Here is a 24,699-nt window from a genome sequence, read left to right on the forward strand (position 1 = left end):
GGGCCACAGGGCGCGGCTTCGCTGCGACTGACGGCCCGGCGGGCAACGACCGGGTCGACCCAACCACGACGTCACCCCGGGCTTGACCCGGGGTCCCGCTTCCTCTCCGACAGTAGCGAAGAAGCGGGACCCCGGATCAAGTCCGGGGTGACGACAGAACGCCGGACGAAAGATGAGGTGACCATGACCTACCACCCCGGTTTCGCCAACCACATCGCCACCGAAGCCGTCACCGGCGCGCTCCCCATCGGCCGCAACAGCCCGCAACGCGTCCCCTTCGGCCTGTATGCCGAGCAACTGTCCGGCACCGCCTTCACCGCGCCGCGTGCCGAGAACCGCCGGTCATGGCTCTACCGCCTGCGCCCGACCGCCAATCACGGTGCGTTCGTGCCCTATGTGGGCGCCAGCCACCTCCAGTCCGCCCCCATAGACACCCCGCCCAGCCCCAACCGGATGCGCTGGGACCCGCTACAGCTCCCGAGCGATCCGACCGACTGGGTCGACGGCCTAGTCACCTATGGCGCAACCGGCGATGTCGCCGCGCAGAGCGGCGTCGGCGTCCACCTCTATGCCGCGACGAAGGACATGGACCGCGCCTTCTTCTCGTCCGATGGTGAATTGCTGATCGTGCCGCAACAGGGCGCGCTGGCGATCGACACCGAACTGGGCCGGATCGACGTCGCGCCGTTGCAGATCGCGCTGATCCCGCGCGGCGTCCGCTTCCGGGTGAAGCTGCCGGACGGACAGGCGCGCGGCTATGTCTGCGAGAATTACGGCAGCCTGTTCCGCCTGCCCGACCTGGGGCCGATCGGCGCCAACGGCCTCGCCAATCCGCGCGACTTCGAAACGCCCTCCGCCTGGTTCGAGGACAGCGACGCCCCCTGCGACGTCATCCAGAAATTTCAGGGCGGGCTGTGGATAACTACCCTCGACCATAGCCCGTTCGACGTCGTCGCATGGCACGGCAACCTCGCCCCCTGCCGCTACGACCTGACCCGCTTCAACACGATCAACACGGTCAGCTTCGACCATCCCGATCCGTCGATCTTCACCGTGCTGACATCGCCCAGCGAGACGCCCGGCACCGCCAATTGCGACTTCGTGATCTTCCCGCCGCGCTGGATGGTGGCGGAGGACACGTTCCGCCCACCCTGGTTCCACCGCAACGTCATGAGCGAGTTCATGGGGCTGGTGACCGGCGCCTATGATGCGAAGGAAGGCGGCTTTGCGCCCGGCGGTGCATCGCTCCACAACCAGATGAACGGCCATGGCCCCGACCAGGCGAGCTATGAGAAGGCCGTCGCCGCCGATCTGAAGCCGCACCGCATCGCCGACACCATGGCGTTCATGTTCGAGACCCGCCACGTCGTCCGCCCGACCGCGTGGGCGATGGCCACGCCGACGATGCAGCTCGACTATGACGATGTGTGGACCGGTTTCGCCAAGGCGCAGCTGCCCGGATGACCGACGAACGCGTCTTCGCGACCCCGGCCGGGGTGACGATCGGGCCATTGAGCGACATCCCCGACGGCACCGCGCGCAATTACGTCCTGCAACTGCGCGCCGGACGCTTCCACGGCTTCGTCGTCCGGCAAGGGCAGGCAGTATTCGGCTATGTCGACCGCTGCCCGCATATGGGTCTGCCGCTGGCGCAAACGCTCGACGCCTATCTGACCCCGGACCGCAGCGCGATCACGTGCAGCTGGCATGCCGCGCTGTTCGCGATTCGAGACGGCCGCTGCCTCGGCGGCCCCTGCCCCGGCCGGTCGCTCACCCCCTGGCCGGTCACCGTCGTCGGCGGGGCGATCGTGACGGCCTAAGCCGTCACCGCCTCGGGCAGGGCGGTCAGCGTCGACTTGCGGCCGAGCTTTGCGCCATGGTCCCGCAACCACGCATCCGCCGTTTCGCGGCCCAGTTCGCGCAGGCCATCGAGCTGCGAGCGGCGCGTGTCGATCTTGCCGGTCGGCCCCCGCGCCGCCAGCGCGTGCGGTGCCTCCATCAGATGCAGGTTGGTGTTCGCCAGCGCGGTGAAGTTATCGTCGATCGGCGGCGCGCGCCGGGCGATCTCCTGCACCTGTGTCAACGCCTTCAGGTCGCGCAGCAGGCAAGCGTTGAAGCCGATATCGCTCATCCGCCCCATCACCTCGACCAGCGACTCGGGCGTGTCCTGCGTCACGAACGGCGTGATCTGCACGATCAGCAGGTCGCTCTGTCCGTGCCCGTCGAAGATCAGCGGCTCGAGCGCAGGGTTCGCCGAAAAGCCGCCGTCCCAATAGGGTTCGTCGTCGATCGTCACCGGGCCGAACAGGTCGGGCAGGCAGGCCGAGGCCATCAGCGCGTCGAGCGTGATCTCCGCATTGCCGAACAGCCGCGCCGCACCCGTCGACACCCGCGTCGCCGCGATCGACAGCGGAATGGCACGGGGATCGGTCAGCAGCGACAGGTCGAGGCTCGCCTCCACCACCCGCCGGAGCGACCGCATGTCGCGCAGGGTCGGCGACAGCGGCGCGACATAACGGCCGAGCAGCTTGCCGACCTCCAGCGAGCGGCGCAGCGCCGGTTCGAACAAGGGCGGTGCCCACATCCCGAAGTCGAACACCTGCAGCGGCGAATTGCGCGACACCGTGTCCCATAGCCGTTCGAGCGCGTCCTTCGCCCCCTGCCGTCCGCCCGCCGCCAGCCCGGTGACCAGCGCCGCACCGTTCAGCGCCCCCGCCGACGCGCCGCTGACCGCGACGATAGGCAGATCCTCTTCCAGCAGCCGGTCGATGACGCCCCAGCCATAGGCGCCATGCGCGCCGCCGCCCTGCAACGCGAGCGCGAGGCGCGGTGTTTCGGTGGATGCGGACATGGACGGCTCCTTGCGGCAAGTTCCCTTGCTGCAACGCAGCAACCCCGCCGGGTATCCGATCGTGCCCCGTCCAAAATTTCCGCACCACGGACCCCGCCGCGCCCTTCGCCGGTTCTGGTTCCGACCATTATCGAAAGGACCGACATGCTCGAACATGTTCCGGGATGGCTGGGCGCGTTGTTGCGCAACGTCCGTGCGGGCGCCTCCAAGCTGACGATCGTCGATCCGGCGCTGGGCAGCTTCGACAGCCTTGACCTCGCCAGCCTCGCCTTTGCCGATGGCCAGCGGCTGCCCGACCGCTTCACCGCCGATGGTGAGGGGGTGTCGCCGCCGCTCCACTGGCGCGGCGTGCCGGCGGCTGCCACGTCGCTGGCGCTGATCGTCGAGGATGCCGACGCCCCCTCGCCCCAGCCGCTGGTCCATGCGATCCTGTGGGACATCGCCCCGGCCGATGGACAGCTGGCCGAAGACGCGATCCAGCCCGATGGCGACGGCGACGCGGTACACGGCGATGTCGGCCGCAACAGCTATCTGCGCGAAGGGTGGCTGCCGCCCGACCCGCCGACCGGCCATGGCGAGCATCGCTACGCCTTCCAGCTGTTCGCGCTGAAGGACGCCCCGCACCTCGATCCCAATCCGGGCCGCAGCGCGGTGGTGGAGGCGATGGCCGGCCGCGTGCTGGCCGCCGGGCTGCTCACCGGTGTCTATTCGCGCGGGGAACCGGCGGAGGTGGGGCCGGTCGGAGAGGTAGCGCCGGCTTGAAAACTCCTCCCCGCGGGCGGGGAGGAGCTAGGTCACACCGAAAACCGCTCGCGCAGCGCCAGCATCGCCAGCGCCGCCTTGGCCGCCTCGCCGCCCTTGTCCTTCTCGTCCTTCTTCGCCCGGGTCAGCGCCTGCGCCTCGTTCTCGACGGTCAGGATGCCGTTGCCGACCGGCACGCCTTCGAGGCTCAGGTTCATGATCCCGCGCGCGCTCTCGTTCGACACGACCTCGAAATGATAGGTCTCGCCGCGGATGATGACGCCCAGCGCGACGAACGCGTCATAGGTCTCGGCGGCGTCGGCGATCGCGATCGCTCCCGGCACTTCCAGCGCGCCCGGGACGGTGACCGTCTCATGTTCATGCCCCGCCGCCTCGATCGCCGCACGCGCGCCTTCCAAGAGCAGGTCGTTCAGATGGTCGTAAAACCGCGCCTCGACGATCAGCACCTTCGCCATGTTCAATCCTCCGTGATCGGCCGTTCGCCGACGATTTTCAGCCCATAGCCGTCGAGCCCGACCAGCGTGTGATGGGTGTTGGTCAGCAGCACCATGTCCTCGACGCCCAGTTCGTTCAGGATCATCGCCCCGACGCCATAGTCGCGCAGTTCCTCCATGTCGGGCACCGGCGCCCCGCTGCGGGCGTGGATGGCGAGGGTCAGCCCGTCGGGACGCGGGCGGTTGATGACGACGACCACACCCGCCCCTTCCTCGCCGATGATCCGCATCGATTTGCTGAGCAGCCCGCCGCGCTCGCCCCCCTCGCCGAACAGGTCGGCAAAGGGCGACAGCGCGTGCATCCTGACCAACGTCGGCTTGCCCGGATCGATCAGCCCCTTGACCAGCGCGACCTGCTCGCTGCCCGTCGCCTTGTTCCAGAAGGTCATGGCGCGCCATTCGCCGCCCCACTCGCTCTCGAACACCGTCTCCGCGCGCTTTTCGACCAGATGGTCGTGGCGCCGGCGATAGGCGATCAGGTCGCGGATCGTCCCGATCTTCAGGCCATGCAGCTGCGAAAAGCCGACCAGGTCGTCCATCCGCGCCATGGTGCCGTCCTCGTTCATGATCTCGCAGATCACGCCCGAGGGGTTGAGCCCGGCAAGGCGCGATACGTCGACCGCCGCCTCGGTATGGCCGGCGCGCACCAGCACCCCGCCTTCGCGCGCGACCAGCGGGAAGACATGGCCGGGCGTCACGATCTCCGACGCTTCCTTGCTCGCATCGATCGCCACCGCGATGGTCCGCGCGCGATCGGCTGCCGAGATACCGGTCGTCACCCCCTCGCGCGCCTCGATCGAGACGGTGAAGGCGGTTTCGTGCCGCGTGCCGTTGTTGCGCGCCATCAGGTCGAGACCCAGTTGCTCGACCCGCCCCCTGGTCATCGCGAGGCAGATCAGCCCGCGCCCGTGGCGCGCCATGAAATTGACCGCATCGGGCGTCGCCATCTGCGCCGGGATGACCAGATCGCCCTCATTCTCCCGGTCCTCGTCATCGACCAGGATGAACATCCGCCCGTTGCGGGCCTCGTCGATGATCTCTTCGGGGGACGACAGGAAGGCGTGGCGGAGACCCGCCAATTCAGCGTTGGCCACGGACTTGTTCCATTCGCATCAGATAACGGGCGAGCACGTCGATCTCGATATTGACCGACTGCCCGATGGCAAGGGTCCCAAGCGTGGTGACCGCCTGGGTATGGGGGATCAGGTTGACGGTAAAGCGCGTGCCCGCCGCATCGTCGGCGACGTCGTTGACGGTCAGCGACACGCCGTCGATCGTCACCGACCCCTTGGTCGCGACGAACGGGCTGAGCGCGCGGGGAATCGCAAAGGTCACGCGGGTCGAATCCTGGTCGGCCTCGACGTCCACGACCGTGCCGACGCCATCGACATGGCCGGTAACGATATGCCCGCCCAGCTCGTCGCCCAGCTTCAGTGCGCGTTCGAGGTTCAGCGGACGGCCCGCGACCCATTGGTCGGCGGTGCGCGACACGGTTTCGCCCGACACATCGACCGCGAACCAGTTCGGGCCCTTCTCGACCACGGTCAGGCACACGCCCGAACAGGCGATCGACGCGCCCATGTCGATGGTCGTGGTGTCATAGGCGCATGCGATCTTCACGCGCAGGTCGCCCGGCCCGTCGATCGATTCGATGCGCCCTACGTCGCTGACTATCCCGGTGAACACGCTTCGCTCCTTCTCACGGATCGCTCGGTAACTGCTCCTTCGTCATTCCCGCGAAGGCGGGAAGCCATAGCCGCTGACGGTTCGGCACGTTCGCTACCGACGGCGTATACGGATCCCCGCCTGCGCGGAGATGACGAACGGGTGCTATCGCCCGATCCTGACGCGCTCGTAGACCTCCAGCCGGTCGCTGCCAAGCATCCGGGCGTCGTACAGCCGCCACCGCCCATGCGCCTGTGCCAGATCGGGCAATCCGATATCGGGCAGCGTCCGGCCATGGCCGATCAGGATCGGCGCCCGGTACAGCAGCAGCCGGTCGACCACATCCGCGCGCAGGAACGCCGCCGCCGTCGCCGCCCCGCCCTCGACCAGCACATGATCGCCGGAGAGGCTGGCCAGCGCATCGATCGACGACAGCATCGCGAACCCGTCCAGCGCCGCGCTGTCCGCCGACAGCACCACCCGCTGCGGACTGCGTTCGGCCAAGCCGGGCAGGCGGACGTTCAGCGCCGGCCGGTCGATCTCCGCCGTGCCGCGTCCGACCAGGATCGCCTCATGCCGGCTGCGCTCCAGATGGCCGTGCGCGCGCGCCTGGGGTCCGGTGATCCACTGGCTTTGCCCGTCGGCGCGCGACACCGCCCCGTCGAGCGACAGGGCGAGCTTCAGGGTGACGAACGGCCGCCCGAGCGCCCGCCGCTTCAGGAACCCGGCCATGCTGCGTGCCGCATCGTCCGCCCGCACGTCGCAGACGACATCGATGCCCGCTGCCCGCAGGCGCGCGATGCCCTGTCCGTTGGTCCGCGGATCGGGATCGGTCAGGGCGATGACGACCCTTGCTACCCCGCTGGCCACCAGCAGGTCCGAACAGGCCGGCCCCCGCGTCGAGACATGCGCGCACGGCTCCAGCGTGACATAGGCGGTCGCGCCGCGCGCCCGTTCCCCGGCCTGTGCGAGCGCCGCCGCCTCGGCATGGGGTCGCCCGCCGCTCTGGGTCCAGCCGCGCCCGACCATCCGACCGTCGTGGACGATCACGCACCCGACATTGGGATTGGGCGCGGTCCGTCCCCGCGTCCGCTCGGCCAGCGTCAGCGCGACGCCCATCCAGCGCGCGTCGTCGGGCGTCCCGGCGGTTGCCAAGCGGGTCAGATGCCCCAGCTTTTCAGCTTGTCGTCGATCTTCTTCCATTCCGCCTGCCGCGCGGCACGTTCGCGTTCGAACTCGGCGGCCTCGGCGCGTTCCTTGGCCAGGTCGATCTGCTGCTGGGCGATGATCTCTTCGTCGGTGCGGTTCGCCGGCCAGCTTTCGACATAGATGATGTTCGGCTTGTACTCGCGTTCGAAATGCGAATCGTGGACGAACGCCCAACCGATCACCAGCACGACGCAGATCGATGCCAGCAGGAACCACCATTCATGCTTTTCGCGCGCGCGGGCGAAGTTCACGAAATCGCGAATGGCATGAACCGGCGAGAATAGATGGCGAATCTTCACTCCGGCCAAGATAGTCGCGGGGGCGTCTGATCGCCAGCCCCTCGGGACGGGTGCAGAAGAAGGATGGTTCACGCGGAGGCGCGGAGGCGCGGAGGGGTTGCGTTCCAGGCGAGTCTCTCGCGAACGGGAGACGATTTCGCCGCTTGCCCCGGTCGATCCGAGGCTGCTGGCGCGGATCGGGTTGCAGCGGACGCACCCCCTCCGCGCCTCCGCGCCTTCGCGTGAACCAACTCTTCTAAAGGCCCGCACCCCGGCGAGGTACGGGCCACCCCGATCAGCGATCCTCCATGGTGAAGCGCACCGTCATCTCGCGCCAGCTCTCCACCGCCACCCCGTCGCGGGTCGCCGGGCGGAAGCGCCATTTCGACAGCGCGCGCCGCCTGGTCGCTTCGAAGAACGCATCGCTCGTAGCGCTGACCTGCTCGACCGCGCTCACCCGGCCATTGGCACCGACCAGCACGCGCAGGACCACCACGCCGTCGCGCGCCAGATTGCGTTCGATCGCGGGATAATCGGGCTGGAAATCGGCGCGGTAGCGCGGGTCGATGCTGGCATTGACCAGCACCGGCAGCGGGCTGGCGACCGTCACCGGGCTGCCGGTGCCCGTACCGCCGGGCGCGGTCACCACCGGGGCGACGGGCGGTGGCGCCACCGGCATGTCGGTCGTGGTGGTCATGATCGGGCCCGGCACCGGGATCGGCGCGGGCGGTGCGTAGAGCGGCGGGACCGGCGCGGGATCGGGCAGCGCCTTTTCGACCGGCTTGGGCATATCGACGGGCGGGGGCGGCGGTTCGATGGGGACGTTGACCGCTTCGATCGGCTTCCACGGATCGATCCGCGTGACCACCGTCGTCGCCGTCAGGATCGCCACGGCCAGCAGGCCGCCGTTGATCGCAATCGCAATGCCCAATCCCACCGGGTTCAGGCCACGTTGTCCCTGATATGCCATGCCACCTTCCTTCTCGATTCGTATCTCCTGCCGTCCAGTCGGCCGATGCGATGAGATACCCTATCGAGGGCGGTGTAAAGCTGACGTGCGCGTCAGCCCGTCAGGCGTGCGACCGCCCGCTCGCGCCCGATCAGCGGCAGCAGCGCGGCCATGTCCGGCCCATGGTCCATACCGGTCAGTGCGCGTCGCAGCGGCAGGAACAGCGCCTTGCCCTTGCGGCCCGTCTCGGCCTTCAGCGCACTGGTCAGCTCCGCCCACGGATCGACCCATGCCAGCCCGGCGGCAACCTCCGCCGCGCGGGTCAGGAACGCACGATCCTCCTCCGCCACCGGCAGCGCATCGACCGGCCCGGTCACCACCCGCCACCAGTCGGCGGCGTCCGCGACCCGCTCCAGATTGCCGCGCACCGCATCCCATGCCGCCGCGTCCATCCACTCGGGCAGCGCCTGCCGCACCCGCTCGAACGGCAGCTGGTGCACGATCCGCGCATTCACCTGCGCCAGCTCGCCCTCGTCGAACCGCGCCGGCGCGCGCCCGAAGCGGCCGAAATCGAACGCCGCGATCAACGGCGCCGGATCGACCACCGGCTCGACCGGATCGCTGGTCCCCAGCCGCGCCAGCAGCGCGACGACCGCCTCCGGCTCGATCCCTTGCTCCCGGAAATGCTCGACGCCCAGCGACCCCAGCCGCTTCGACAGCTTGCCTTCGTTGCCGACCAGCAGCGCCTCATGCGCGAACGCCGGCGGCGTTGCGCCCATGGCGGCAAACATCTGCATCTGCGTCGCGGTGTTGGACACATGATCCTCGCCGCGCACGACATGGGTCACCCCCATATCGGCATCGTCGATCACCGAGGGCAGCAGATACAGCCACGACCCGTCGGCGCGCCGCACCACCGGATCGGACAGCAGCGCCCCGTCGAACCGCTGCGGCCCCCGCACCATGTCGTCCCATGCGATCGGCTCCGCCTCCAGCCGGAACCGCCAGTGCGGCCGCCGCCCCTCTTCCTCCAGCCGCGCCCGATCCTCGTCGCTCAGCTTCAGCGCCGCACGATCATAGACCGGCGGCAGCCCGCGCCCGGCCAGGATCTTGCGCCGCAAATCCAGCTCTTCCGGCGTCTCATAGGCCGGATAGATCCGCCCGCGCGCCACCATGTCGGCGAACACCGCCTCGTACCGATCGAACCGCGCCGACTGCCGCTCCTCGCCATCGGGCACCAGCCCCAGCCACGCCAGATCGCGCCGGATCGCCGCGACGAACCGCTCTTCGCTGCGCTGCGCATCCGTATCGTCGATCCTGAGCAGGAACCTGCCCCCCGCCTTCTTCGCGAACATCCAGTTGTGAAGCGCGGTGCGCAGGTTGCCGATATGGAGAAAGCCGGTCGGGCTGGGGGCGAAGCGGGTGACGGTCATGGCGCAGCCCTCTCGCCCATTTGTCGCATCGGCGCAAACGCGGGCGTCACATGGGTTTCACAATTCGTCCGCGCGCTCTATGGCGCACCCATTCTTTCCATCATGGATACGGGCGCACCCATGAAGCTGCTGGCGGGCAATTCCAACCTTCCCCTGTCGACCGCGATCGCGGACTATCTGGAAATCCCGCTGACCAAGGCCAGCGTGCGGCGCTTCGCCGACGAGGAAATCTTCGTCGAGGTGCTGGAAAATGTCCGCGGCGAGGACGTGTTCGTCGTCCAGTCGACCAGCTATCCGGTCAACGACAATCTGATGGAGATGCTGATCATGATCGACGCGCTGAAGCGCGCGTCGGCACGGCGCATCACCGCCGTCATCCCCTATTTCGGCTATGCGCGGCAGGACCGCAAACCCGGCCCCCGCACGCCCATTTCGGCCAAGCTGGTCGCCAACATCGTGACCGAGGCCGGCGCCGACCGCGTGCTGTGCGTCGATCTCCACGCCGGGCAGATCCAGGGCTTCTTCGATATCCCGACCGACAATCTCTATGCCGCGCCGGTGATGTCGGAGGATATCAAGACCCGGTTCGGCGAACATAACCTGATGGTCGTGTCGCCCGACGTCGGCGGCGTGGTCCGCGCGCGCAGCCTCGCCAAGCGGCTGCACAACGCCCCCCTCGCCATCGTCGACAAGCGCCGCGAGCGCGCCGGCGAATCGGAAGTGATGAACATCATCGGCGATGTCGAGGGCCGCTTCTGCGTCCTGATCGACGATATCGTCGATTCGGCCGGCACGCTGTGCAACGCCGCCGCGGCGCTCAAGCAGGCCGGCGCGGTCGGCGTCGTCGCCTATTGCACCCACGGCGTCCTGTCGGGCGGCGCGGTCGCCCGGGTCGAGGCATCGGCGCTCGAGGAACTGGTCATCACCGATTCGATCGGCAACCACGACGTGATCGCGCAGGGGCAGAAGATCCGCCACCTGACCATCGCCCCGCTACTCGCCGAAGCGATCCGCCGCATCGCCGACGAATCGTCGGTGTCGAGCCTGTTCGACTGATCCGGACGGGCCGCCCCGCCCGCGTCAATGCGGGCGGAGGGCCCCTTCCATCGCCCGCCGCACCGGCTGCCGCAGGCCCAGCATAAACGCCGCCTCGGCCACCACGAACAGCGGCCCGACGAACAGGCTCGACAGGTCGTCGACGAATGCCGGTTTGCGCCCTTCGAAATAATGGCCGACGAACTGCAGCGTCCACCCGACCACGAAACTGCCCAGCCCGACCGCCAGCCACGCGCCGGTCGACCAGGCGGCCACCCCGCTCCCCGCCCACGTGATCAGCGCGAGGAACGCCGCGAGCACCGCACCGAACATCAGGTCGAGCCGCAGATAGCCGGCCGCCGCAACCGCCGCGACGATCATCATCGGCGTGACCACCAGCCCCTCGCCCAGCGCGATTGCCGGCCGCGACAGCAGTACGGCGATGGCGAACAGGATCAGCGGAATGCCGACCATGTGCGTCGCGACATTATGTCCGTTGCGATGATATTCGGCATAGGCCGACAGCTGCCTGACCAGACGCGACATCGATCCTCTCCTTCACCAGCCGCCGGGCGAGTCGTTCGTCCGTTTCGGCAGCGTGCGGTTCGATCCTGTCACGTCCCATCGCTCGCGTCACCTTGCAGCGCGACGTAGGACGTAGCGGGTCGCCTATTCCCCGCCTGCACGAAACGTCACCGCGCGCGCTCCGTCGGGCATCGGCACCGCCAGCGTCACCCTATCGCCGATCGACAAGGGCGTGTCGTTCGCCCGCGCGAACTCGATCTGTACCCGCGCCTCGCCGTTGGCCGCGATCGTCAGCGGCGCCTCGTCCAGCAACGGTCGACCGATCGCATTGCCGGGAAAGGGTTTCGTGCGGTCCCACGCGGAGGTCGCCGGGCGGGCGATACCTGTCGCTCCGCCCCGTATCGCGATACGAACCGGCACCGCTCCTGCCCGATAGCGTATCTCGATCGTCTCGTTCTGCTGCGACCAGCGCCCGGTAACGTCAGCCGTAACCCCGCTGCCGGACAGGCGTGCGGTGTCGTCCGGCAGGCCTTCGGTCGATGCCAGCGTCACGCCCGGACCGGCGACTGGTGAAAGGTCGCCGCGATTTGCTGGCGAACAATTGGTCAGGAGCAATAGCAGCGCAACGGAAAAGCCTGTTCGTCCCATCGACGGCGCTGCCAAACCACCGTGCTGCCGCTCTTGCCGGTCAGAACGATAGGACACCGTAGGAATAGCCGACCTGCAGCGGGATCTGCAGCGAAATGTAAACACCAACCAGTTGCAGCATCCACGGCAGGCCACGAAAACCGTGCCCAAAAGCAACGCCGCAGGCAGCAGCCAACCCAACCGCCACGCATCCCCATAGCCAAAGCGTCCCCGGCGGGGCCGGGAACGTGCTACGCAAAAATCGGGAGACGAATATTCCACCTACACCTACCGCCAAGGCAAGAATGTCAGAGAGTGCTTAGCGGGATTTCTTAGCGGGCAAGTCCATCAAAAATTATCCTCGCCTAAAGTGCGTGGGAGCGTTGAGATTGACCCCGCAAGATTCGTCAGGCTGATAACGAAAAGGCGCCGGGACAACGCTCTGGACACGCATGCCGAATACGATGGCACAGCCCCCCCTACTCCTTCGCGGCCATCGGTACGTCCACCACCTTCAGCTGATACCGCCCGGGCGGCAGTAGCAGCGCGATATCCTCGCCCGGCCGGATCGCCACCCGGTCCATCGGCACCGACGCCTCGCTCTCCCCGACCGGCCGCGCCTCGACGATCCGCCAGCCTTTGGCCGGGCGCAACGCGGTTGGGATCGACACCACCCGGTCGCCTGCCGCCACCCGCCATGCCGGACGCCCGCGCACGAACTTCGCCGTCGGATGATCTACGACCACGTCGAACGTACCGGGCCGCTGCTCGGCGGGCAGCACGGCAAGCCGCTCCCGGCTACCGCCGCCCCGGCAGGTCGTCTGCGACACGGTCAGTGGGTCGATACCCGTGATCGCCTTCAGTCGCGTCGCCATCCATCGTTGGCCGTCGGCACGCGGCACTTCGGTTGCATGCGAATAACCGACATGGATCAGCAGCTTGGCCTTGGGATGCGCGGCGATGTAGGCGGCGAGCTGCTCCGCCTGTGCCGTTTCGCGCCGGGCGATGCCCTCATCCAGGGACAGGGTCGCTGCCGTCTCGCTGAACCGCTCTTCATAGGGCAACAGGCGATACCCCAGCGCCTTTGCCTCCCGCCCCAGTCGTCCGAAACCGGCTTCATAGAGGTAATAGCCGTCGGTATCTTCGAAATACAGCTGATCCGGTCGCTTGAGATAGGGCGGCAGGAATTTGTCCGGCGTTCCCAGCGCCGGGATCGACAATGTCTCCATTGCCAGTACGTCATAGCCGAGCGGACGCAGCGCACGCGCAACCCGCGCCGTAAAGCCGCGATGCTCGGATCGCTCATGGCTTTCATTGACGATCACGATCGAGGTTTTGCGGGCACGTTCGATGATCGTCCCGATCGCATCCCCCGCCCCTGCGATCGGCGAACACGCCGTCGGCTTGTAATCGCTGCTGGTGCGGGCGATCAGGTCCTCGCGGCCGAACAGGCTGAGCGTCTGCCCCGCCATTGCTCCGGCCAGGGGTTGTGCGGGATCGACGTCCGCGAGTGACCGTACCTTGTAATCGTCTTTCGCTATTGGCGCTGCGATCGGTGTCGGCGGCGGGATCAGCGTCACCTGTCCGGCACATGCCGAAACAAACAGGCAAATGACGGGTGCGAGCGGACGACGGTGAACGGCCATGGCATAGCCTAGGGTGCCGAAACGACACAGGCCATCGTCTTTTCGCGGCATGCCTGCCCGGCTAAACCACCCCGTCCCACACCAGCTTCACCCCCACCACGATCATCAGCACATAGATCAGCGTGTAGAACCGCTTCGCCGACACCCGCTGCACCAGCCACACCCCGCCGAACGTCGTCGCGATCGCCACCGGCAGCAGCGCGGCCGATGTCAGCAGGTTCGCGCGCGTGAACTGGCCAAGGCCGATATAGGCCGGCACCTTCAGCCAGTTGACCGCGCAGAAATACAGCGCGGTCGTCCCCACCAGCACGTCGCGCGGAAGTTGGCGCGGCAGTACCCAGAGCTGGAACGGCGGCTGTCCGGCATGGGCGATCTGACTGGTGATGCCCGATGCGACGCCGAACAAGGTGCCGACCCAGCCCGGCGAACGGCTGGCGACCGGCATGCCATGGCGCTCGGTCCACAATCGCCAGCCACCGAACAGGATCGAGATCAGCCCGACCGTCGCCAGTACCGCCGAAGGTGACACCAACGCCGCAAAGCCATAGCCGAGGGCGATGCCGATCACCGCGCCCGGCAGCATCCATGCCAGCACCCGCCCGTCGAAGGTCCGCCGGAACGCCCATACCCCCACCACGTCCTGCACGATCAGGATCGGCAACAGGATCGCGGCGGCGCGGACCGGATCGATCGCCAGTGCCAGCAGCGGCATCGACAGCGCGCCCATGCCGGCGAACCCGCCCTTGGCCAGCCCCTGCATCGCCACCGCGATGACGGCGACGACATAGAAGAACGGGTCGACGATCACCGGCTAATCGCGCCGCTCGGACAGCACCTGTGCGATACGGAACAGCGCCAGCACCCCGACCGCCAGCACCGCGACCAGCGCCAGCACGGCATAGGTCAGCACCGCCAGCCAGTCGGCGACCTTGCGCGTCGCGGCGGCCTGCGCGGCGACGGCGATGCTCTGCGGCGTCTCGACGCGCGGCGCGCCGGTGGTGAAGGGCGCGGGCGGCGGCACTGGCGCGCCGGTGCGCGGATCGACCTGCCGGGTGGCGTCGCTGTCAACTTCGGCGCCCGATCGTGTCGGTCCGCCATTGGTCGACATCGTCGCCACCGCGCCGACCATCGCCAGCGTGGCGAAGATCGCGAGCAGCCACGACAGCGCCCGCGCCTGCCATCCGCCGGCGGTCATGGATGCTCGACGCGGTCGCGGGTCGTCGCGGTCGCCGCGCGCACCCCGGCATTGCCGCGCCGCTTCAGTTCGGCCTTCAGCTCCTCGGGCCTGGGCGCCCACAGGAAGCCGAAGCTGACCGTGCCGTCCTTCGTCTCGACCGCATGGTGCAGCCGGTGCGCGGAAATGATCCGCTTCATATAGCTGGATTTCGGCAGATAGCGGTGCTGCAACCGGCGATGGACGATGATGTCGTGGAAGCCGAAATAGATCGCGCCATAGGCGGCGATGCCCGCGCCGATCCAGATCGTCCCCGGCCACCACCCCCATTGCACCCCGCCCAGCAGCAGCACGATCGACGGCACCGCAAAGATCGCGGCGTACAGGTCGTTCCACTCCCAGTTGCCATGGCGCGGGCGGTGGTGGCTGGCGTGCAGGAACCAGCCCGGCCCGTGCATCAGCCAGCGATGCGCGACATAGGCGAAGCCTTCCATGAAGATCACGGTGGCGAGGAAGATCAGGATGCCGATTGCCCAGTGCATCGCGGGCATATAGCGGCTCGGCCATGACATTGCGACGCCTTACCGCCCTGTTGGTCCTCGCCGGCCTCACGGGCTGCGCAGTGCCCGAGGCGCGGTTGCGCAGCGGCCTGCAATCCGCCGGCCTGTCGCGCTCTCTGTCGGCGGGCATGGCGGCGCTCTGCGCGACCGCTCTCTCGTAAAGCATCTGCGACGCAATCGCATTAAGGTCGATTTGGGCTGGATTCGACCTCCCGCATGTGCTTTAGCGCGGCAACTTTGCCAACTATCAGGCACCCACCCGAGAGGCGGAAGGCGAATCCATGAACATTCACGAATATCAGGCCAAGGAACTGCTCGCGAAGTTCGGCGTGCCCGTCCCCGCCGGCTTCTCGGCGATGAGCGTCGAGGAAGCGGTCGAAGCATCCTCGAAGTTGCCCGGACCGCTCTATGTCGTGAAGGCACAGATCCATGCCGGCGGCCGCGGCAAGGGCAAGTTCAAGGAACTGGGTCCGGATGCCAAGGGCGGCGTCCGCCTCGCCAAGACCGCCGACGAAGTCCGCGCCCACGCCACCGACATGCTCGGCAACACGCTGGTCACCATCCAGACCGGTGACGCCGGCAAGCAGGTCAACCGCCTGTACGTGACCGACGGCGTCGACATCGCGAAGGAATTCTACCTCGCGCTGCTCGTCAACCGCGCGACCGGCCGCGTCTCGATGGTCGCCTCGACCGAAGGCGGCATGGATATCGAAACCGTGGCGCATGACACGCCCGAAAAGATCCACTCGATCGACATCGACACCGCGACCGGCTTCATGCCGCACCACGGCCGCGCCGTCGCCGCCGCGCTCGAACTGACCGGCGACCTCGCCAAGCAGGCCGCCAGCGTCGCATCGAAGCTGTACGACGCGTTCCTCGGCACCGATGCCGAGCAGATCGAGATCAACCCGCTTGCCGTCACCGACGACAACAAGCTGGTCGTGCTCGACGCCAAGGTCGGCTTCGACGGCAACGCCATGTTCCGTCACAAGGACCTGATGGAACTGCGCGACACCACCGAAGAAGACGCGATGGAGCTGGAGGCGTCGAAGTACGACCTGGCCTACATCAAGCTCGACGGCGATATCGGATGCATGGTCAACGGCGCCGGCCTCGCCATGGCGACGATGGACATCATCAAGCTGAACGGCATGTTCCCGGCCAACTTCCTCGACGTCGGCGGCGGCGCGAACAAGGAGAAGGTCACCGCGGCGTTCAAGATCATTCTCGCCGATCCGGCGGTGAAGGGCATTCTCGTCAACATTTTCGGCGGGATCATGAAGTGCGACATCATCGCGGAAGGCATCGTTGCCGCCGCGAAGGAAGTGAACCTGTCGGTGCCGCTGGTCGTCCGCCTCGAAGGCACGAACGTGCAGGCCGGCAAGGACATCCTCGCCAATTCGGGCCTCGCGATCGTCCCCGCCAACGACCTGGGCGATGCCGCCAAGAAGATCGTCGCGGAAGTGCAGAAGGCGGCCTGATCGCCCTTTGCCTGCGACGGACAAGGGGTCCGGACGGAAACGTCCGGGCCCTTTTTCGTTGGGGTGGCAGGGCGATTCGCGCTAGGGTCGCCACCTGCCGCTACGGCGTCGCTGCGTTTCCATACCGGACTTGCGAAACCCACGCAAAACCGCCAGAGAAACGCGCGATGCCACCGCGTAAAACGTTTTGAGAGGGAGTGCTCATGAAGGTGCTGGTGCCGGTCAAGCGTGTGCTTGATTACAATGTGAAGCCCCGCGTGAAGGCGGACGGGTCGGGTGTCGACCTGGCCAACGTCAAGATGAGCATGAACCCGTTCGACGAGATCGCGGTCGAGGAAGCGATCCGCCTGAAGGAAAAGGGCGTGGCGACCGAGATCGTCGTCGTTTCGATCGGCGAACAGAAGGCGCAGGATACGCTGCGCACCGCGCTGGCGATGGGCGCCGACCGCGCGATCCTCATCACCAGCGAGACCAAGGTCGAGCCGCTGGGCGTCGCCAAGCTGCTCAAAGCCGTGATCGACGAGGAAGCGCCGCAGCTAATCATCCTCGGCAAGCAAGCGATCGATGACGACAACAACCAGACCGGCCAGATGCTGGCCGCGCTGACCGGCTATCCGCAGGGTACTTTCGCCAGCAAGGTCGAGGTCGCGGGCGACAAGGTCAACGTGACCCGCGAAGTCGATGGCGGGCTGGAGACGGTCGCGCTCACCCTGCCGGCGATCGTCACCACCGACCTGCGCCTCAACGAACCGCGCTACGCGTCGCTGCCCAACATCATGAAGGCCAAGTCGAAGCCGCTGGCGGCCAAGACCGCCGCCGATCTGGGCGTGGACGTCGCGCCGCGCCTGACGACCGTGAAGGTCGAGGAACCGGCCAAGCGCCAGGCGGGCGTGAAGGTCGCCGATGTCGACGAACTGGTCGGTAAGCTCAAGACGCTGGGAGTGGTCGCATGAAGACGCTGGTTTGGGTCGAACATGACGGGCAGTCGGTCAAGGACGCAACCTATGCCACCGTCACCGCCGCTGCGAAGCTGGGCGAGGTCGAACTGCTCGTCGCGGGTCAGGGCGTCGATGGCGTGGCACAGGCCGCCGCGCAGATTGTGGGCGTCACCAAGGTGCTGGTCGCCGACGATGCCGCCTATGCCCATAACCTCGCCGAAAACGTCGCGCCGCTGGTCGTCGAGTTGATGGGCAGCCATGACGCCTTCCTGGCGCCGGCCACCACCACCGGCAAGAACATCGCGCCGCGCGTCGCCGCGCTGCTCGACGTGATGCAGATCAGCGAGATCCTCTCGGTCGAGGGGCCGGACAGCTTCACCCGCCCGATCTATGCCGGCAACGCGATCGCGACGGTCAAGACCAGCGATCCCAAGCTGGTGCTGACGGTGCGCGGCACCGCGTTCGACAAGGCGGCAGCGACCGGTGGATCGGCCACGGTCGAAGCGGTCGCCTCGACCGGCGACAAGGGCGTGTCGAGCTTCGTCGGCGCCGAGATCGCCGCATCGGAACGCCCCGAGCTGACCAGCGCCAAGATCATCGTGTCGGGGGGTCGTGCGCTCGGATCGGAAGAGCAGTTCCACGCGCTGATCGATCCGCTCGCCGACAAGCTGAACGCCGCCGTCGGCGCTTCGCGTGCGGCCGTCGATGCCGGCTATGCGCCGAACGACTATCAGGTCGGTCAGACCGGCAAGATCGTCGCGCCGGAAGTCTATATCGCGGTCGGCATTTCCGGCGCGATCCAGCATCTGGCGGGCATGAAGGACAGCAAGGTCATCGTCGCGATCAACAAGGACGAGGACGCGCCGATCTTCCAGGTTGCCGATGTCGGGCTGGTGGGTGACCTGTTCAACGTGGTGCCGGAGCTAACCGCCAAGCTTTGAGCGAAGCAGCGCAAGCTGCTGACCGGTGCGCAAGGGGCAATGCCCCAAGCGCACAAGGCGGCGACGGCCGGCGTCGCCATAGCGACGACCGACGACGCGGGATTCACTCCCGCGTCACCCCCGGAGGCGAAGATCCTCCCCGGCACGGGGAGGATCTTCGAGCCCCCCTACTTCGCCGCTACGGCCGCTACCGGCAACGGCACCGCCGGATCGAGCGGGATCGCCACGCGCTTCGCCCGCTCCTTCTTCGACGGGCCGCCCTTGATCCCGCGCACGATGTCGCCGACCAGCTTGCCGACATCCTTGTATTCGTCCGGTTCCTCACAGCAGCTGCCCGGGTCGATCAACTTGCCGATCGCGCGAATGGCAAAGGTGCCGCCACCGAAAATATCGACGCCGGTGGTGCAGCCCTGCGACAGGGTGGCACATGGGCTGTCGGCCGCCAGCTCCGCACCCCGCCCATCGGCATAAGGATTGGATGCGAGCGGACGGTCGGGGGGCGCGCGTTCCGATGGCAGCGGCAGACGCGGCTCGCGCACGCCCTCCCCGCAAACCAGGATTTCGTCGTCCTGCGAATTGCGCCGCTGCGACGCGCAGGGATCGACCAGGATCGAGATTCGCTCGGGCGGGCCTGGCAGCGGGACGGCGGGCGTCGCGGCCTGTCCCAGCAGCAACAGCATGGCGTACATCGGCACGTCTCCCATATCCCCGGCGCATGGCCGATGCCATGCGTAGCACTTGTCCGGCCTACGCGCGACGGATTAGCGTGGGATCCATGATCCTGCCGCTCCTGCTCCTCGCCGCCGCACAGGCCCCCGCCCCTTCCGCACAGGACCGCGCACGGGCCGAACGGGTGCTGGAACGCGCGCCGATCATCGACGGGCATAACGACTTGCCGTGGGGCATTCGCGAACATCATCACGCGGCGGTCGAATCGGTCGACCTGACCAGCGATACGAGCAAGATCGATCCGCCGCTGCAGACCGACCTCGCCCGCCTGAAGCGTGGACATGTCGGCGGGCAATTCTGGTCGGTCTGGATCCCGGCAACGACGACAGGTCCGCAGGCGGTCGAGACGACGATCGAGCAGATCGACATCGTCCGCCGGATGATCGGCGCCAATCCGACCCGGATGGCGCTGGCTCGCGATGCGGCGGACATGGCGCGCATCGCCAGGAGCGGCCGCGTCGCCTCGCTGATCGGCGTGGAGGGCGGGCACCAGATCGACGGGCGGCTGTCGGTGCTGCGGCAATATTACAATCTCGGCGTGCGCTACATGACGCTGACGCATACCAAGAGCGTCGGCTGGGCCGATGCGTCGACCGATACGCCGCAGGCCAACGGCCTGACCCCGTTCGGTCGGCAGGTGGTGCACGAGATGAACCGGCTGGGGATGCTGATCGACGTCGCACACGTGTCCGATGCGACGATGGCGGCGGCGCTGGCCGAATCGAAGGCACCGGTGATCGCGTCGCACTCCAACGCCCGCGCGCTCGCCGACCGGCCACGCAACATTCCCGACGATCTGCTGCGGGCGATCGGCGCGAAGGGCGGGGTGGTGATGGTCAATGCCTATCCCGCCTTCCTGTCGGCGGAGTGGAACGCATGGGACAATCGCCGCGGCGCCTTTGCCAAGGCACAGGGGCTGCCGGGCAACCTGTATGGTGCGCAGGCACCGGCAGCGGTAAAGGCTTGGGAAGCCGCCAACCCCGCTCCGCGCGTGACGGCGGCAACGATGGCCGACCATGTCGAACATATCGCGAAGGGCGCCGGTCGCGCGTCGGTCGGCATCGGCGGCGACTATGACGGTATTTCCGGCACTGGTCCCGAAGGCATGGGCGGGGTCGACGGCTATCCGCTGCTGTTCGCCGAACTGGCGCGGCGCGGGTGGAGCGATGCCGACCTCGCGGCGCTGGCGCAAGGCAACGTGTTGCGCGTGCTGGGTCAGGCCGAAGCGGTGGCGAAGGCGATGGCCGGGCAGCGCCCGGTCGACGCTACCTACCCCTGACCGGCGCGAGGCGGAGGAGCGTCGCGCCGAGCAGCGCGGACAGCAGCGACCCGGCCAATACCCCGATCTTCACCTGATCGATGGCCGCCGCGTCATCGGCAAAGGCCAGCCCGCCGATGAACAGGCTCATGGTGAAGCCGATCCCGGCCAGCGCGGCGACGCCCCAGAGCTGCATCCAGTTCGCATCGCCCGGCCGGCACGACAGCCCGCTGCGCACCGCCAGCCAAATCGCGCCCAGCACACCGACCTGCTTGCCAACGAACAGCCCGACCGCGACCGCCAGCGGCAGCGGCGCCCACAGGATCGACAGCGGCACGCCGGTCACCGCGACCCCGGCATTGACGAAGCCGAACAGCGGCACCACGCCGAACGCGACCCAGGGATGGATGGCATGTTCCAGCCGGTGCAGCGGCGAATCGATCGCCTCCGGTGCGCCCGGCGTCGGCTTGACCGGGATCGTCATCGCCGCCAGCACCCCGGCAACCGTCGCGTGGATGCCCGACAGGAACACGAAGTACCACAAGGGTACGGCCAGCAGCAGATAAGGTGCCAGACGCATCACCCCCGCCCGGTTGAGCGCGACCAGCATCGCCAGCACCAGCACCGCACCGCCCAGCGCCGTCAGGTCGAGATCGCTGGTATAGCCGAGCGCGATGATCGCCACCGCCCCCATATCGTCGACGATGGCGAGCGTCGTCAGGAACAGCTTCAGCGCCGCCGGTACCCGCTTGCCCAGCAACGCCATGACGCCCACAGCAAAGGCGATGTCCGTTGCTGCCGGGATCGCCCAACCCTGCGCGAGACCCGGCGTCGACCGCGCGACCAGCAGGTACAACATCGCCGGGACGCCCATGCCGGCGATCGCCGCAATCACCGGCAGGCGGCGTTGCTCCCACGTGGCGAGCCGCCCGTCGACCAGCTCGCGCTTGATCTCTAAACCGACCAGCAGAAAGAACAACGCCATCGCCGCGTCGTTGACCCACAAATGCAGCGTCATCGGCCCATGCCGGTCGCTCAACACCGGCCCGGTCACGATATGCAGCGCGTGGAAATAGGCGGTGTCGATGCCGGGCAGATTGGCAAGCAGCAGTGCCAGCGCCGAGGCGAGCATCAGGACGATACCGCCCGACGCTTCGCCATGGAGAAAGCTGCGGATCATGGAACGGGGGCGGGTCATGGTGTCGGCCTACCAGTTCCTCTCCAGTACGGGGAGGGGGACCACGCCCAGAGGGCGGGGTGGAGGGGGGGTACTCACAAAACGCAACGGTGGTGGACGAGGACACCCCCCTCCACCAGCTTCGCTGGTCCCCCTCCCCGTGCCGAGGAGGATATATTAGTCGCGCAGCAGGTCGTTGATGCTGGTCTTCGAGCGGGTCTGGGCATCGACCCGCTTGACGATTACCGCGCAGTACAGCGCCGGCTTGCCGTCGCCGCCACCGATCGATCCGGGCACGACCACCGCATAAGGCGGCACTTCGCCCCGGAACACTTCGCCGGTCGCCCGGTCGATGATCTTGGTGGACGCGCCGAGATAGACGCCCATCGACAGCACGGCACCCTCACCGACGCGGACACCCTCCGCCACCTCGGCCCGCGCGCCGATGAAGGCGCCGTCGCCGATGATGACCGGATCGGCCTGCAGCGGCTCCAGCACACCGCCGATGCCCGCACCGCCCGACAGGTGGACGTTCTTGCCGATCTGCGCGCAGCTGCCCACGGTCGCCCAGGTGTCGACCATCGTGCCTTCGCCGACATAGGCGCCGATATTGACGAAGCTCGGCATCAGGATCGCGCCCTTGCCGATGAAGGCGCCGCGCCGCACGATGCTGCCCGGCACCGCACGGAACCCGGCGTCGCGGAAGCGATGCTCGCCCCATCCGGTGAACTTGCCCGGCACCTTGTCGAACCAGTTGGTGCCGCCCGGGCCGTCCATGATCTGGTTGTCGTTCAGGCGGAACGACAGCAGCACCGCCTTTTTCAGCCACTGGTTAACCTGCCAGCCGTCCCCGACCGGTTCGGCCACCCGCGCCTCACCCGAATCGAGCAGCGCCAGCGCAGCGTCGACGGCGACGCGGACCTCGCCCTGGGTATGGACGGTCAGTTCGGCACGGTTTTCCCAGGCGGCGTCGATCTGGGCGGCAAGGTCGGTCATGATTCCTCCACGAAGCGTAGCCACGCGACGATGTCGTGCGTGATGTAATCGATATGGTCGCGTGCCGTCCCCGGCCCCTGTTCGGACCCGTTGTCGACCCACACGGTGGTCATTCCCGCCGCCTTGGCCGGTACGAGATTGCGGGCCATGTCCTCAGCGAACAAGGCGGTCGTCGGGTCGATCTCCCATGCCGCGCACAGCCCTTCATAGGCGCTGACATGCGGCTTGGGATGATAGGCGGTGGCATGGATATCGTGGATGCCGGCGAAACTGTCCGACAGGCCGAGCTTCGCCAGGACGCGGCCGGCATAGGCCGCGTCGCCATTGGTGAAGACCAGCTTGCGTCCCGGCAGCGCTGCCAACAGGCGCGGCAGGTCGGGATCGGGCACCAGCGGCGACAGGTCGATATCGTGGACGAAATCGAGGAAATGGTGCGGATCTACCGCCTGTTCGGCCATCAGCCCCGACAGCGAGGTGCCGTGATTGTGGAAATGCAGCTTCTGTACCCGACGGGCTTCTTCCGCATCGCAGCCGAGCAGGTCGCAGATATAGTGCCCCATGCGCGCCTCGATCTCGGCGAACAGATTGGACGACGCCGGATAGAGCGTATTGTCCAGATCGAAGATCCAGTCGCGGACATGGGCTAGCGCGGGCAGCATCGGGTCGGGGCTGTAAGGGGACGAAGCGCAAGCGGCAAGCCGATCCTCCCCATATCATGGGGAGGGGGACCATGCGCAGCATGGTGGAGGGGGTAGGCCGCGCAAGGCAACCTCGCCGCATGCCGCCAGCCCCCTCCACCACCGCTTCGCGGCGGTCCCCCTCCCCGCAAAGCGGGGAGGATCCTTCAGGCCGCCTCGGTCCCTTCGATCCAGCCGCCGCCCAGCACGCGGTCACCGGCATAGAGCACCGCCGCCTGTCCCGGCGCGACGCCATATTCGGGCGCGTCGAACACCAGCCGTTCGCCCGCCAGCCGCGCCGGCACCGGCTTGGCCATCGATCGTACCTTGGCGGTCAGCGGTCCGGCATGGTCGCCGCCGATCCAGTTGATGTCGGAGAGCCGCGCCGCGCCGACCGCCAGCGCGCTGCGCGGGCCGACGACCAGCCGCTTCGTCGCGGGTTCGAGGCGTACGACATAGAGCGGTTCGGCCAGCCCGCCGATCTCGAGGCCGCGCCGCTGCCCGACGGTATAGCCGACCAGTCCGCCATGGCGGCCCAGCACCCGCCCTTCCAGATCGACGATCTCGCCACCGTCCTTCGCCTCGGGCCGCAATTTGCGCACCAGCCCGGCATAATCGCCATCGGGGACGAAGCAGATGTCCTGGCTGTCGGGCTTTCCGGCGACGCCCAGCCCCAGTTCGGCGGCGATCTCGCGCACCCTTGCCTTGGGCATCGCGCCCAGCGGGAAACGCAGGAAGTCGAGCTGGGCCTGCGTCGTCGCGAACAGGAAATAGCTCTGGTCGCGCGCCGTATCGATCGCACGGTGCAATTCGGCCCCGGCCGGCCCCATCACCCGCCGGATATAATGGCCGGTCGCAAGGCAATCGGCACCCAGGTCGCGGGCCAGCGCGAACAGGTCGGTGAATTTCGGCCCCATATTGCACTTCACGCAAGGGATCGGCGTGCGCCCGGCCAGATAGGCATCGGCGAAATCGTCGATCACCGTCTCGCGAAAGCTGCTTTCATGGTCGAAGACATAATGGGCGATGCCGAGCCTGTCGCACACCACACGCGCATCGCGAATGTCGCGCCCGGCGCAGCATGATCCGGCACGTCCTACCGCCGCGCCATGATCGTAGAGCTGCAGCGTGACGCCGATCGTCTCCGCCCCGGTCGCATGGGCGAGTGCGGCGACCACCGAACTGTCCACGCCGCCCGACATCGCCACGACGATGCGGCGCGCCGAAACGGGCGCATCCAGTTGAAATTCACCAAGGTCCATGGCCCGCCAGATAGGCGCTTCGCGCGTCGGTT

27 protein-coding genes are annotated in these 24,699 nt (G+C 67.6%); 8 read left to right on the top strand and 19 right to left on the bottom strand.

Annotation, left to right across the window (positions count from 1 at the left end; all coding sequences use genetic code 11):
- Window positions 1-183: 183 nt before the first annotated feature.
- A complete protein-coding gene (gene hmgA / locus AVT10_RS13040) occupies window positions 184-1,464 on the top strand; it encodes a homogentisate 1,2-dioxygenase (protein WP_066692175.1) in 1,281 nt (426 codons plus the stop codon).
- Window positions 1,461-1,820, top strand: coding sequence for a Rieske (2Fe-2S) protein (locus tag AVT10_RS13045; protein WP_066692177.1), 360 nt, complete (start codon window positions 1,461-1,463; stop codon window positions 1,818-1,820). The genes hmgA and AVT10_RS13045 overlap by 4 nt, the downstream gene beginning before the upstream one ends.
- Here the strand turns inward: AVT10_RS13045 and AVT10_RS13050 are convergent.
- On the bottom strand, window positions 1,817-2,851 hold the full coding sequence (locus AVT10_RS13050; RefSeq protein WP_066692186.1) for a patatin-like phospholipase family protein: 1,035 nt from the start codon (window positions 2,849-2,851) through the stop codon (window positions 1,817-1,819). The genes AVT10_RS13045 and AVT10_RS13050 overlap by 4 nt on opposite strands.
- Before the next feature lie 144 nt (window positions 2,852-2,995).
- On the opposite strand from AVT10_RS13050, the gene AVT10_RS13055 reads away from it, so the two are divergent.
- A complete protein-coding gene (locus tag AVT10_RS13055; protein WP_066692188.1) occupies window positions 2,996-3,613 on the top strand; it encodes a YbhB/YbcL family Raf kinase inhibitor-like protein in 618 nt (205 codons plus the stop codon).
- 32 nt (window positions 3,614-3,645) lie between these two features.
- Here the strand turns inward: AVT10_RS13055 and ribH are convergent, their stop codons facing one another.
- The 7 genes from ribH to gltX all read right to left on the bottom strand — a co-directional run bounded on the left by ribH (window position 3,646) and on the right by gltX (window position 9,641).
- The gene (gene ribH / locus AVT10_RS13060) at window positions 3,646-4,068 is read right to left on the bottom strand and encodes a 6,7-dimethyl-8-ribityllumazine synthase (RefSeq protein ID WP_066692191.1); all 423 of its coding nucleotides are present in this window, start codon (window positions 4,066-4,068) and stop codon (window positions 3,646-3,648) included.
- Window positions 4,069-4,070: 2 nt separating this feature from the next.
- The gene (gene ribB / locus AVT10_RS13065; RefSeq protein WP_066692193.1) at window positions 4,071-5,201 is read right to left on the bottom strand and encodes a 3,4-dihydroxy-2-butanone-4-phosphate synthase; all 1,131 of its coding nucleotides are present in this window, start codon (window positions 5,199-5,201) and stop codon (window positions 4,071-4,073) included.
- The gene (locus tag AVT10_RS13070; RefSeq protein WP_066692202.1) at window positions 5,188-5,793 is read right to left on the bottom strand and encodes a riboflavin synthase; all 606 of its coding nucleotides are present in this window, start codon (window positions 5,791-5,793) and stop codon (window positions 5,188-5,190) included. Before AVT10_RS13070 ends, ribB begins: the two co-directional genes overlap by 14 nt.
- Before the next feature lie 144 nt (window positions 5,794-5,937).
- Window positions 5,938-6,891 carry a bifunctional diaminohydroxyphosphoribosylaminopyrimidine deaminase/5-amino-6-(5-phosphoribosylamino)uracil reductase RibD gene (gene ribD / locus AVT10_RS13075; protein ID WP_066692790.1) on the bottom strand — a complete coding sequence of 318 codons (954 nt, stop codon included), beginning with the start codon at window positions 6,889-6,891 and terminating at the stop codon, window positions 5,938-5,940.
- 41 nt (window positions 6,892-6,932) lie between these two features.
- Complete coding sequence (locus tag AVT10_RS13080; RefSeq protein WP_066692205.1) at window positions 6,933-7,280, bottom strand: hypothetical protein; 348 nt, start codon at window positions 7,278-7,280, stop codon at window positions 6,933-6,935.
- 274 nt (window positions 7,281-7,554) lie between these two features.
- Window positions 7,555-8,229 carry a TonB family protein gene (locus tag AVT10_RS13085; protein WP_066692207.1) on the bottom strand — a complete coding sequence of 225 codons (675 nt, stop codon included), beginning with the start codon at window positions 8,227-8,229 and terminating at the stop codon, window positions 7,555-7,557.
- A gap of 92 nt (window positions 8,230-8,321) precedes the next feature.
- Window positions 8,322-9,641, bottom strand: coding sequence for a glutamate--tRNA ligase (gene gltX, locus AVT10_RS13090; protein WP_066692209.1), 1,320 nt, complete (start codon window positions 9,639-9,641; stop codon window positions 8,322-8,324).
- 120 nt (window positions 9,642-9,761) lie between these two features.
- On the opposite strand from gltX, the gene AVT10_RS13095 reads away from it, so the two are divergent.
- On the top strand, window positions 9,762-10,697 hold the full coding sequence (locus AVT10_RS13095) for a ribose-phosphate pyrophosphokinase (RefSeq protein WP_066692211.1): 936 nt from the start codon (window positions 9,762-9,764) through the stop codon (window positions 10,695-10,697).
- 24 nt (window positions 10,698-10,721) lie between these two features.
- Here the strand turns inward: AVT10_RS13095 and AVT10_RS13100 are convergent, their stop codons facing one another.
- From AVT10_RS13100 to AVT10_RS13125, 6 genes are all read right to left on the bottom strand, one after another.
- Window positions 10,722-11,222, bottom strand: a complete 501-nt coding sequence (locus AVT10_RS13100) for an Mpo1 family 2-hydroxy fatty acid dioxygenase (RefSeq protein ID WP_066692213.1) — start codon at window positions 11,220-11,222, stop codon at window positions 10,722-10,724.
- Between the two features lie 123 nt (window positions 11,223-11,345).
- The gene (locus AVT10_RS13105; RefSeq protein ID WP_126013541.1) at window positions 11,346-11,849 is read right to left on the bottom strand and encodes a hypothetical protein; all 504 of its coding nucleotides are present in this window, start codon (window positions 11,847-11,849) and stop codon (window positions 11,346-11,348) included.
- Window positions 11,850-12,307: 458 nt separating this feature from the next.
- Window positions 12,308-13,474, bottom strand: a complete 1,167-nt coding sequence (locus AVT10_RS13110; RefSeq protein WP_066692217.1) for a hypothetical protein — start codon at window positions 13,472-13,474, stop codon at window positions 12,308-12,310.
- Between the two features lie 61 nt (window positions 13,475-13,535).
- A complete protein-coding gene (locus tag AVT10_RS13115; RefSeq protein WP_066692796.1) occupies window positions 13,536-14,234 on the bottom strand; it encodes a sulfite exporter TauE/SafE family protein in 699 nt (232 codons plus the stop codon).
- 51 nt (window positions 14,235-14,285) lie between these two features.
- Window positions 14,286-14,669: a hypothetical protein gene (locus tag AVT10_RS13120; protein WP_066692219.1), complete on the bottom strand. Its 384-nt coding sequence runs from the start codon at window positions 14,667-14,669 to the stop codon at window positions 14,286-14,288.
- Window positions 14,666-15,190, bottom strand: a complete 525-nt coding sequence (locus AVT10_RS13125) for a sterol desaturase family protein (protein ID WP_066692798.1) — start codon at window positions 15,188-15,190, stop codon at window positions 14,666-14,668. The genes AVT10_RS13120 and AVT10_RS13125 overlap by 4 nt, the downstream gene beginning before the upstream one ends.
- 299 nt (window positions 15,191-15,489) lie before the next feature.
- On the opposite strand from AVT10_RS13125, the gene sucC reads away from it, so the two are divergent.
- From sucC to AVT10_RS13140, 3 genes are all read left to right on the top strand, one after another.
- Window positions 15,490-16,689, top strand: coding sequence for an ADP-forming succinate--CoA ligase subunit beta (gene sucC, locus AVT10_RS13130; RefSeq protein ID WP_066692220.1), 1,200 nt, complete (start codon window positions 15,490-15,492; stop codon window positions 16,687-16,689).
- 203 nt (window positions 16,690-16,892) lie between these two features.
- A complete protein-coding gene (locus AVT10_RS13135) occupies window positions 16,893-17,642 on the top strand; it encodes an electron transfer flavoprotein subunit beta/FixA family protein (protein ID WP_066692222.1) in 750 nt (249 codons plus the stop codon).
- Window positions 17,639-18,568, top strand: a complete 930-nt coding sequence (locus AVT10_RS13140; RefSeq protein ID WP_066692224.1) for an electron transfer flavoprotein subunit alpha/FixB family protein — start codon at window positions 17,639-17,641, stop codon at window positions 18,566-18,568. Before AVT10_RS13135 ends, AVT10_RS13140 begins: the two co-directional genes overlap by 4 nt.
- Before the next feature lie 167 nt (window positions 18,569-18,735).
- Here AVT10_RS13140 and AVT10_RS13145 read toward each other — a convergent pair whose 3' ends face one another.
- Complete coding sequence (locus AVT10_RS13145; protein ID WP_126014991.1) at window positions 18,736-19,263, bottom strand: hypothetical protein; 528 nt, start codon at window positions 19,261-19,263, stop codon at window positions 18,736-18,738.
- An 80-nt stretch (window positions 19,264-19,343) separates the two neighbouring features.
- Between AVT10_RS13145 and AVT10_RS13150 the strand changes: the two genes are divergently transcribed.
- The gene (locus AVT10_RS13150) at window positions 19,344-20,576 is read left to right on the top strand and encodes a dipeptidase (protein WP_066692229.1); all 1,233 of its coding nucleotides are present in this window, start codon (window positions 19,344-19,346) and stop codon (window positions 20,574-20,576) included.
- Here AVT10_RS13150 and nhaA read toward each other — a convergent pair.
- From nhaA to mnmA, 4 genes are all read right to left on the bottom strand, one after another.
- On the bottom strand, window positions 20,563-21,753 hold the full coding sequence (gene nhaA, locus AVT10_RS13155; protein ID WP_066692232.1) for a Na+/H+ antiporter NhaA: 1,191 nt from the start codon (window positions 21,751-21,753) through the stop codon (window positions 20,563-20,565). The two genes, AVT10_RS13150 and nhaA, sit on opposite strands and share 14 nt — an antisense overlap.
- A gap of 156 nt (window positions 21,754-21,909) precedes the next feature.
- Entirely contained in the window at window positions 21,910-22,728 is an 819-nt protein-coding gene (gene dapD / locus AVT10_RS13160) for a 2,3,4,5-tetrahydropyridine-2,6-dicarboxylate N-succinyltransferase (RefSeq protein WP_066692234.1), read from the bottom strand.
- Window positions 22,725-23,387, bottom strand: coding sequence for a pyrimidine 5'-nucleotidase (locus AVT10_RS13165; RefSeq protein ID WP_066692236.1), 663 nt, complete (start codon window positions 23,385-23,387; stop codon window positions 22,725-22,727). The genes dapD and AVT10_RS13165 overlap by 4 nt, the downstream gene beginning before the upstream one ends.
- 185 nt (window positions 23,388-23,572) lie before the next feature.
- On the bottom strand, window positions 23,573-24,667 hold the full coding sequence (mnmA, locus tag AVT10_RS13170; protein WP_066692238.1) for a tRNA 2-thiouridine(34) synthase MnmA: 1,095 nt from the start codon (window positions 24,665-24,667) through the stop codon (window positions 23,573-23,575).
- Window positions 24,668-24,699 lie beyond the last annotated feature (32 nt).

Origin of the sequence: Sphingomonas hankookensis (assembly GCF_001619955.1) — a bacterium.
Lineage (GTDB): Bacteria > Pseudomonadota > Alphaproteobacteria > Sphingomonadales > Sphingomonadaceae > Sphingomonas > Sphingomonas hankookensis_A.

Excerpts from the sequence above, each read along its gene's own strand:
- hmgA (WP_066692175.1), top strand. The coding sequence starts at position 184 with ATGACCTACCACCCCGGTTTCGCCAACCACATCGCCACCGAAGCCGTC.
- AVT10_RS13045 (WP_066692177.1), top strand. The coding sequence starts at position 1,461 with ATGACCGACGAACGCGTCTTCGCGACCCCGGCCGGGGTGACGATCGGG.
- AVT10_RS13050 (WP_066692186.1), bottom strand. The coding sequence starts at position 2,851 with ATGTCCGCATCCACCGAAACACCGCGCCTCGCGCTCGCGTTGCAGGGC.
- AVT10_RS13055 (WP_066692188.1), top strand. The coding sequence starts at position 2,996 with ATGCTCGAACATGTTCCGGGATGGCTGGGCGCGTTGTTGCGCAACGTC.
- ribH (WP_066692191.1), bottom strand. The coding sequence starts at position 4,068 with ATGGCGAAGGTGCTGATCGTCGAGGCGCGGTTTTACGACCATCTGAAC.
- ribD (WP_066692790.1), bottom strand. The coding sequence starts at position 6,891 with ATGGGCGTCGCGCTGACGCTGGCCGAGCGGACGCGGGGACGGACCGCG.
- AVT10_RS13085 (WP_066692207.1), bottom strand. The coding sequence starts at position 8,229 with ATGGCATATCAGGGACAACGTGGCCTGAACCCGGTGGGATTGGGCATT.
- gltX (WP_066692209.1), bottom strand. The coding sequence starts at position 9,641 with ATGACCGTCACCCGCTTCGCCCCCAGCCCGACCGGCTTTCTCCATATC.
- AVT10_RS13095 (WP_066692211.1), top strand. The coding sequence starts at position 9,762 with ATGAAGCTGCTGGCGGGCAATTCCAACCTTCCCCTGTCGACCGCGATC.
- AVT10_RS13100 (WP_066692213.1), bottom strand. The coding sequence starts at position 11,222 with ATGTCGCGTCTGGTCAGGCAGCTGTCGGCCTATGCCGAATATCATCGC.
- AVT10_RS13105 (WP_126013541.1), bottom strand. The coding sequence starts at position 11,849 with ATGGGACGAACAGGCTTTTCCGTTGCGCTGCTATTGCTCCTGACCAAT.
- AVT10_RS13110 (WP_066692217.1), bottom strand. The coding sequence starts at position 13,474 with ATGGCCGTTCACCGTCGTCCGCTCGCACCCGTCATTTGCCTGTTTGTT.
- AVT10_RS13115 (WP_066692796.1), bottom strand. The coding sequence starts at position 14,234 with ATGCAGGGGCTGGCCAAGGGCGGGTTCGCCGGCATGGGCGCGCTGTCG.
- AVT10_RS13120 (WP_066692219.1), bottom strand. The coding sequence starts at position 14,669 with ATGACCGCCGGCGGATGGCAGGCGCGGGCGCTGTCGTGGCTGCTCGCG.
- AVT10_RS13125 (WP_066692798.1), bottom strand. The coding sequence starts at position 15,190 with ATGCACTGGGCAATCGGCATCCTGATCTTCCTCGCCACCGTGATCTTC.
- sucC (WP_066692220.1), top strand. The coding sequence starts at position 15,490 with ATGAACATTCACGAATATCAGGCCAAGGAACTGCTCGCGAAGTTCGGC.
- AVT10_RS13135 (WP_066692222.1), top strand. The coding sequence starts at position 16,893 with ATGAAGGTGCTGGTGCCGGTCAAGCGTGTGCTTGATTACAATGTGAAG.
- AVT10_RS13140 (WP_066692224.1), top strand. The coding sequence starts at position 17,639 with ATGAAGACGCTGGTTTGGGTCGAACATGACGGGCAGTCGGTCAAGGAC.
- AVT10_RS13150 (WP_066692229.1), top strand. The coding sequence starts at position 19,344 with ATGATCCTGCCGCTCCTGCTCCTCGCCGCCGCACAGGCCCCCGCCCCT.
- nhaA (WP_066692232.1), bottom strand. The coding sequence starts at position 21,753 with ATGACCCGCCCCCGTTCCATGATCCGCAGCTTTCTCCATGGCGAAGCG.
- dapD (WP_066692234.1), bottom strand. The coding sequence starts at position 22,728 with ATGACCGACCTTGCCGCCCAGATCGACGCCGCCTGGGAAAACCGTGCC.
- AVT10_RS13165 (WP_066692236.1), bottom strand. The coding sequence starts at position 23,387 with ATGCTGCCCGCGCTAGCCCATGTCCGCGACTGGATCTTCGATCTGGAC.
- mnmA (WP_066692238.1), bottom strand. The coding sequence starts at position 24,667 with ATGGACCTTGGTGAATTTCAACTGGATGCGCCCGTTTCGGCGCGCCGC.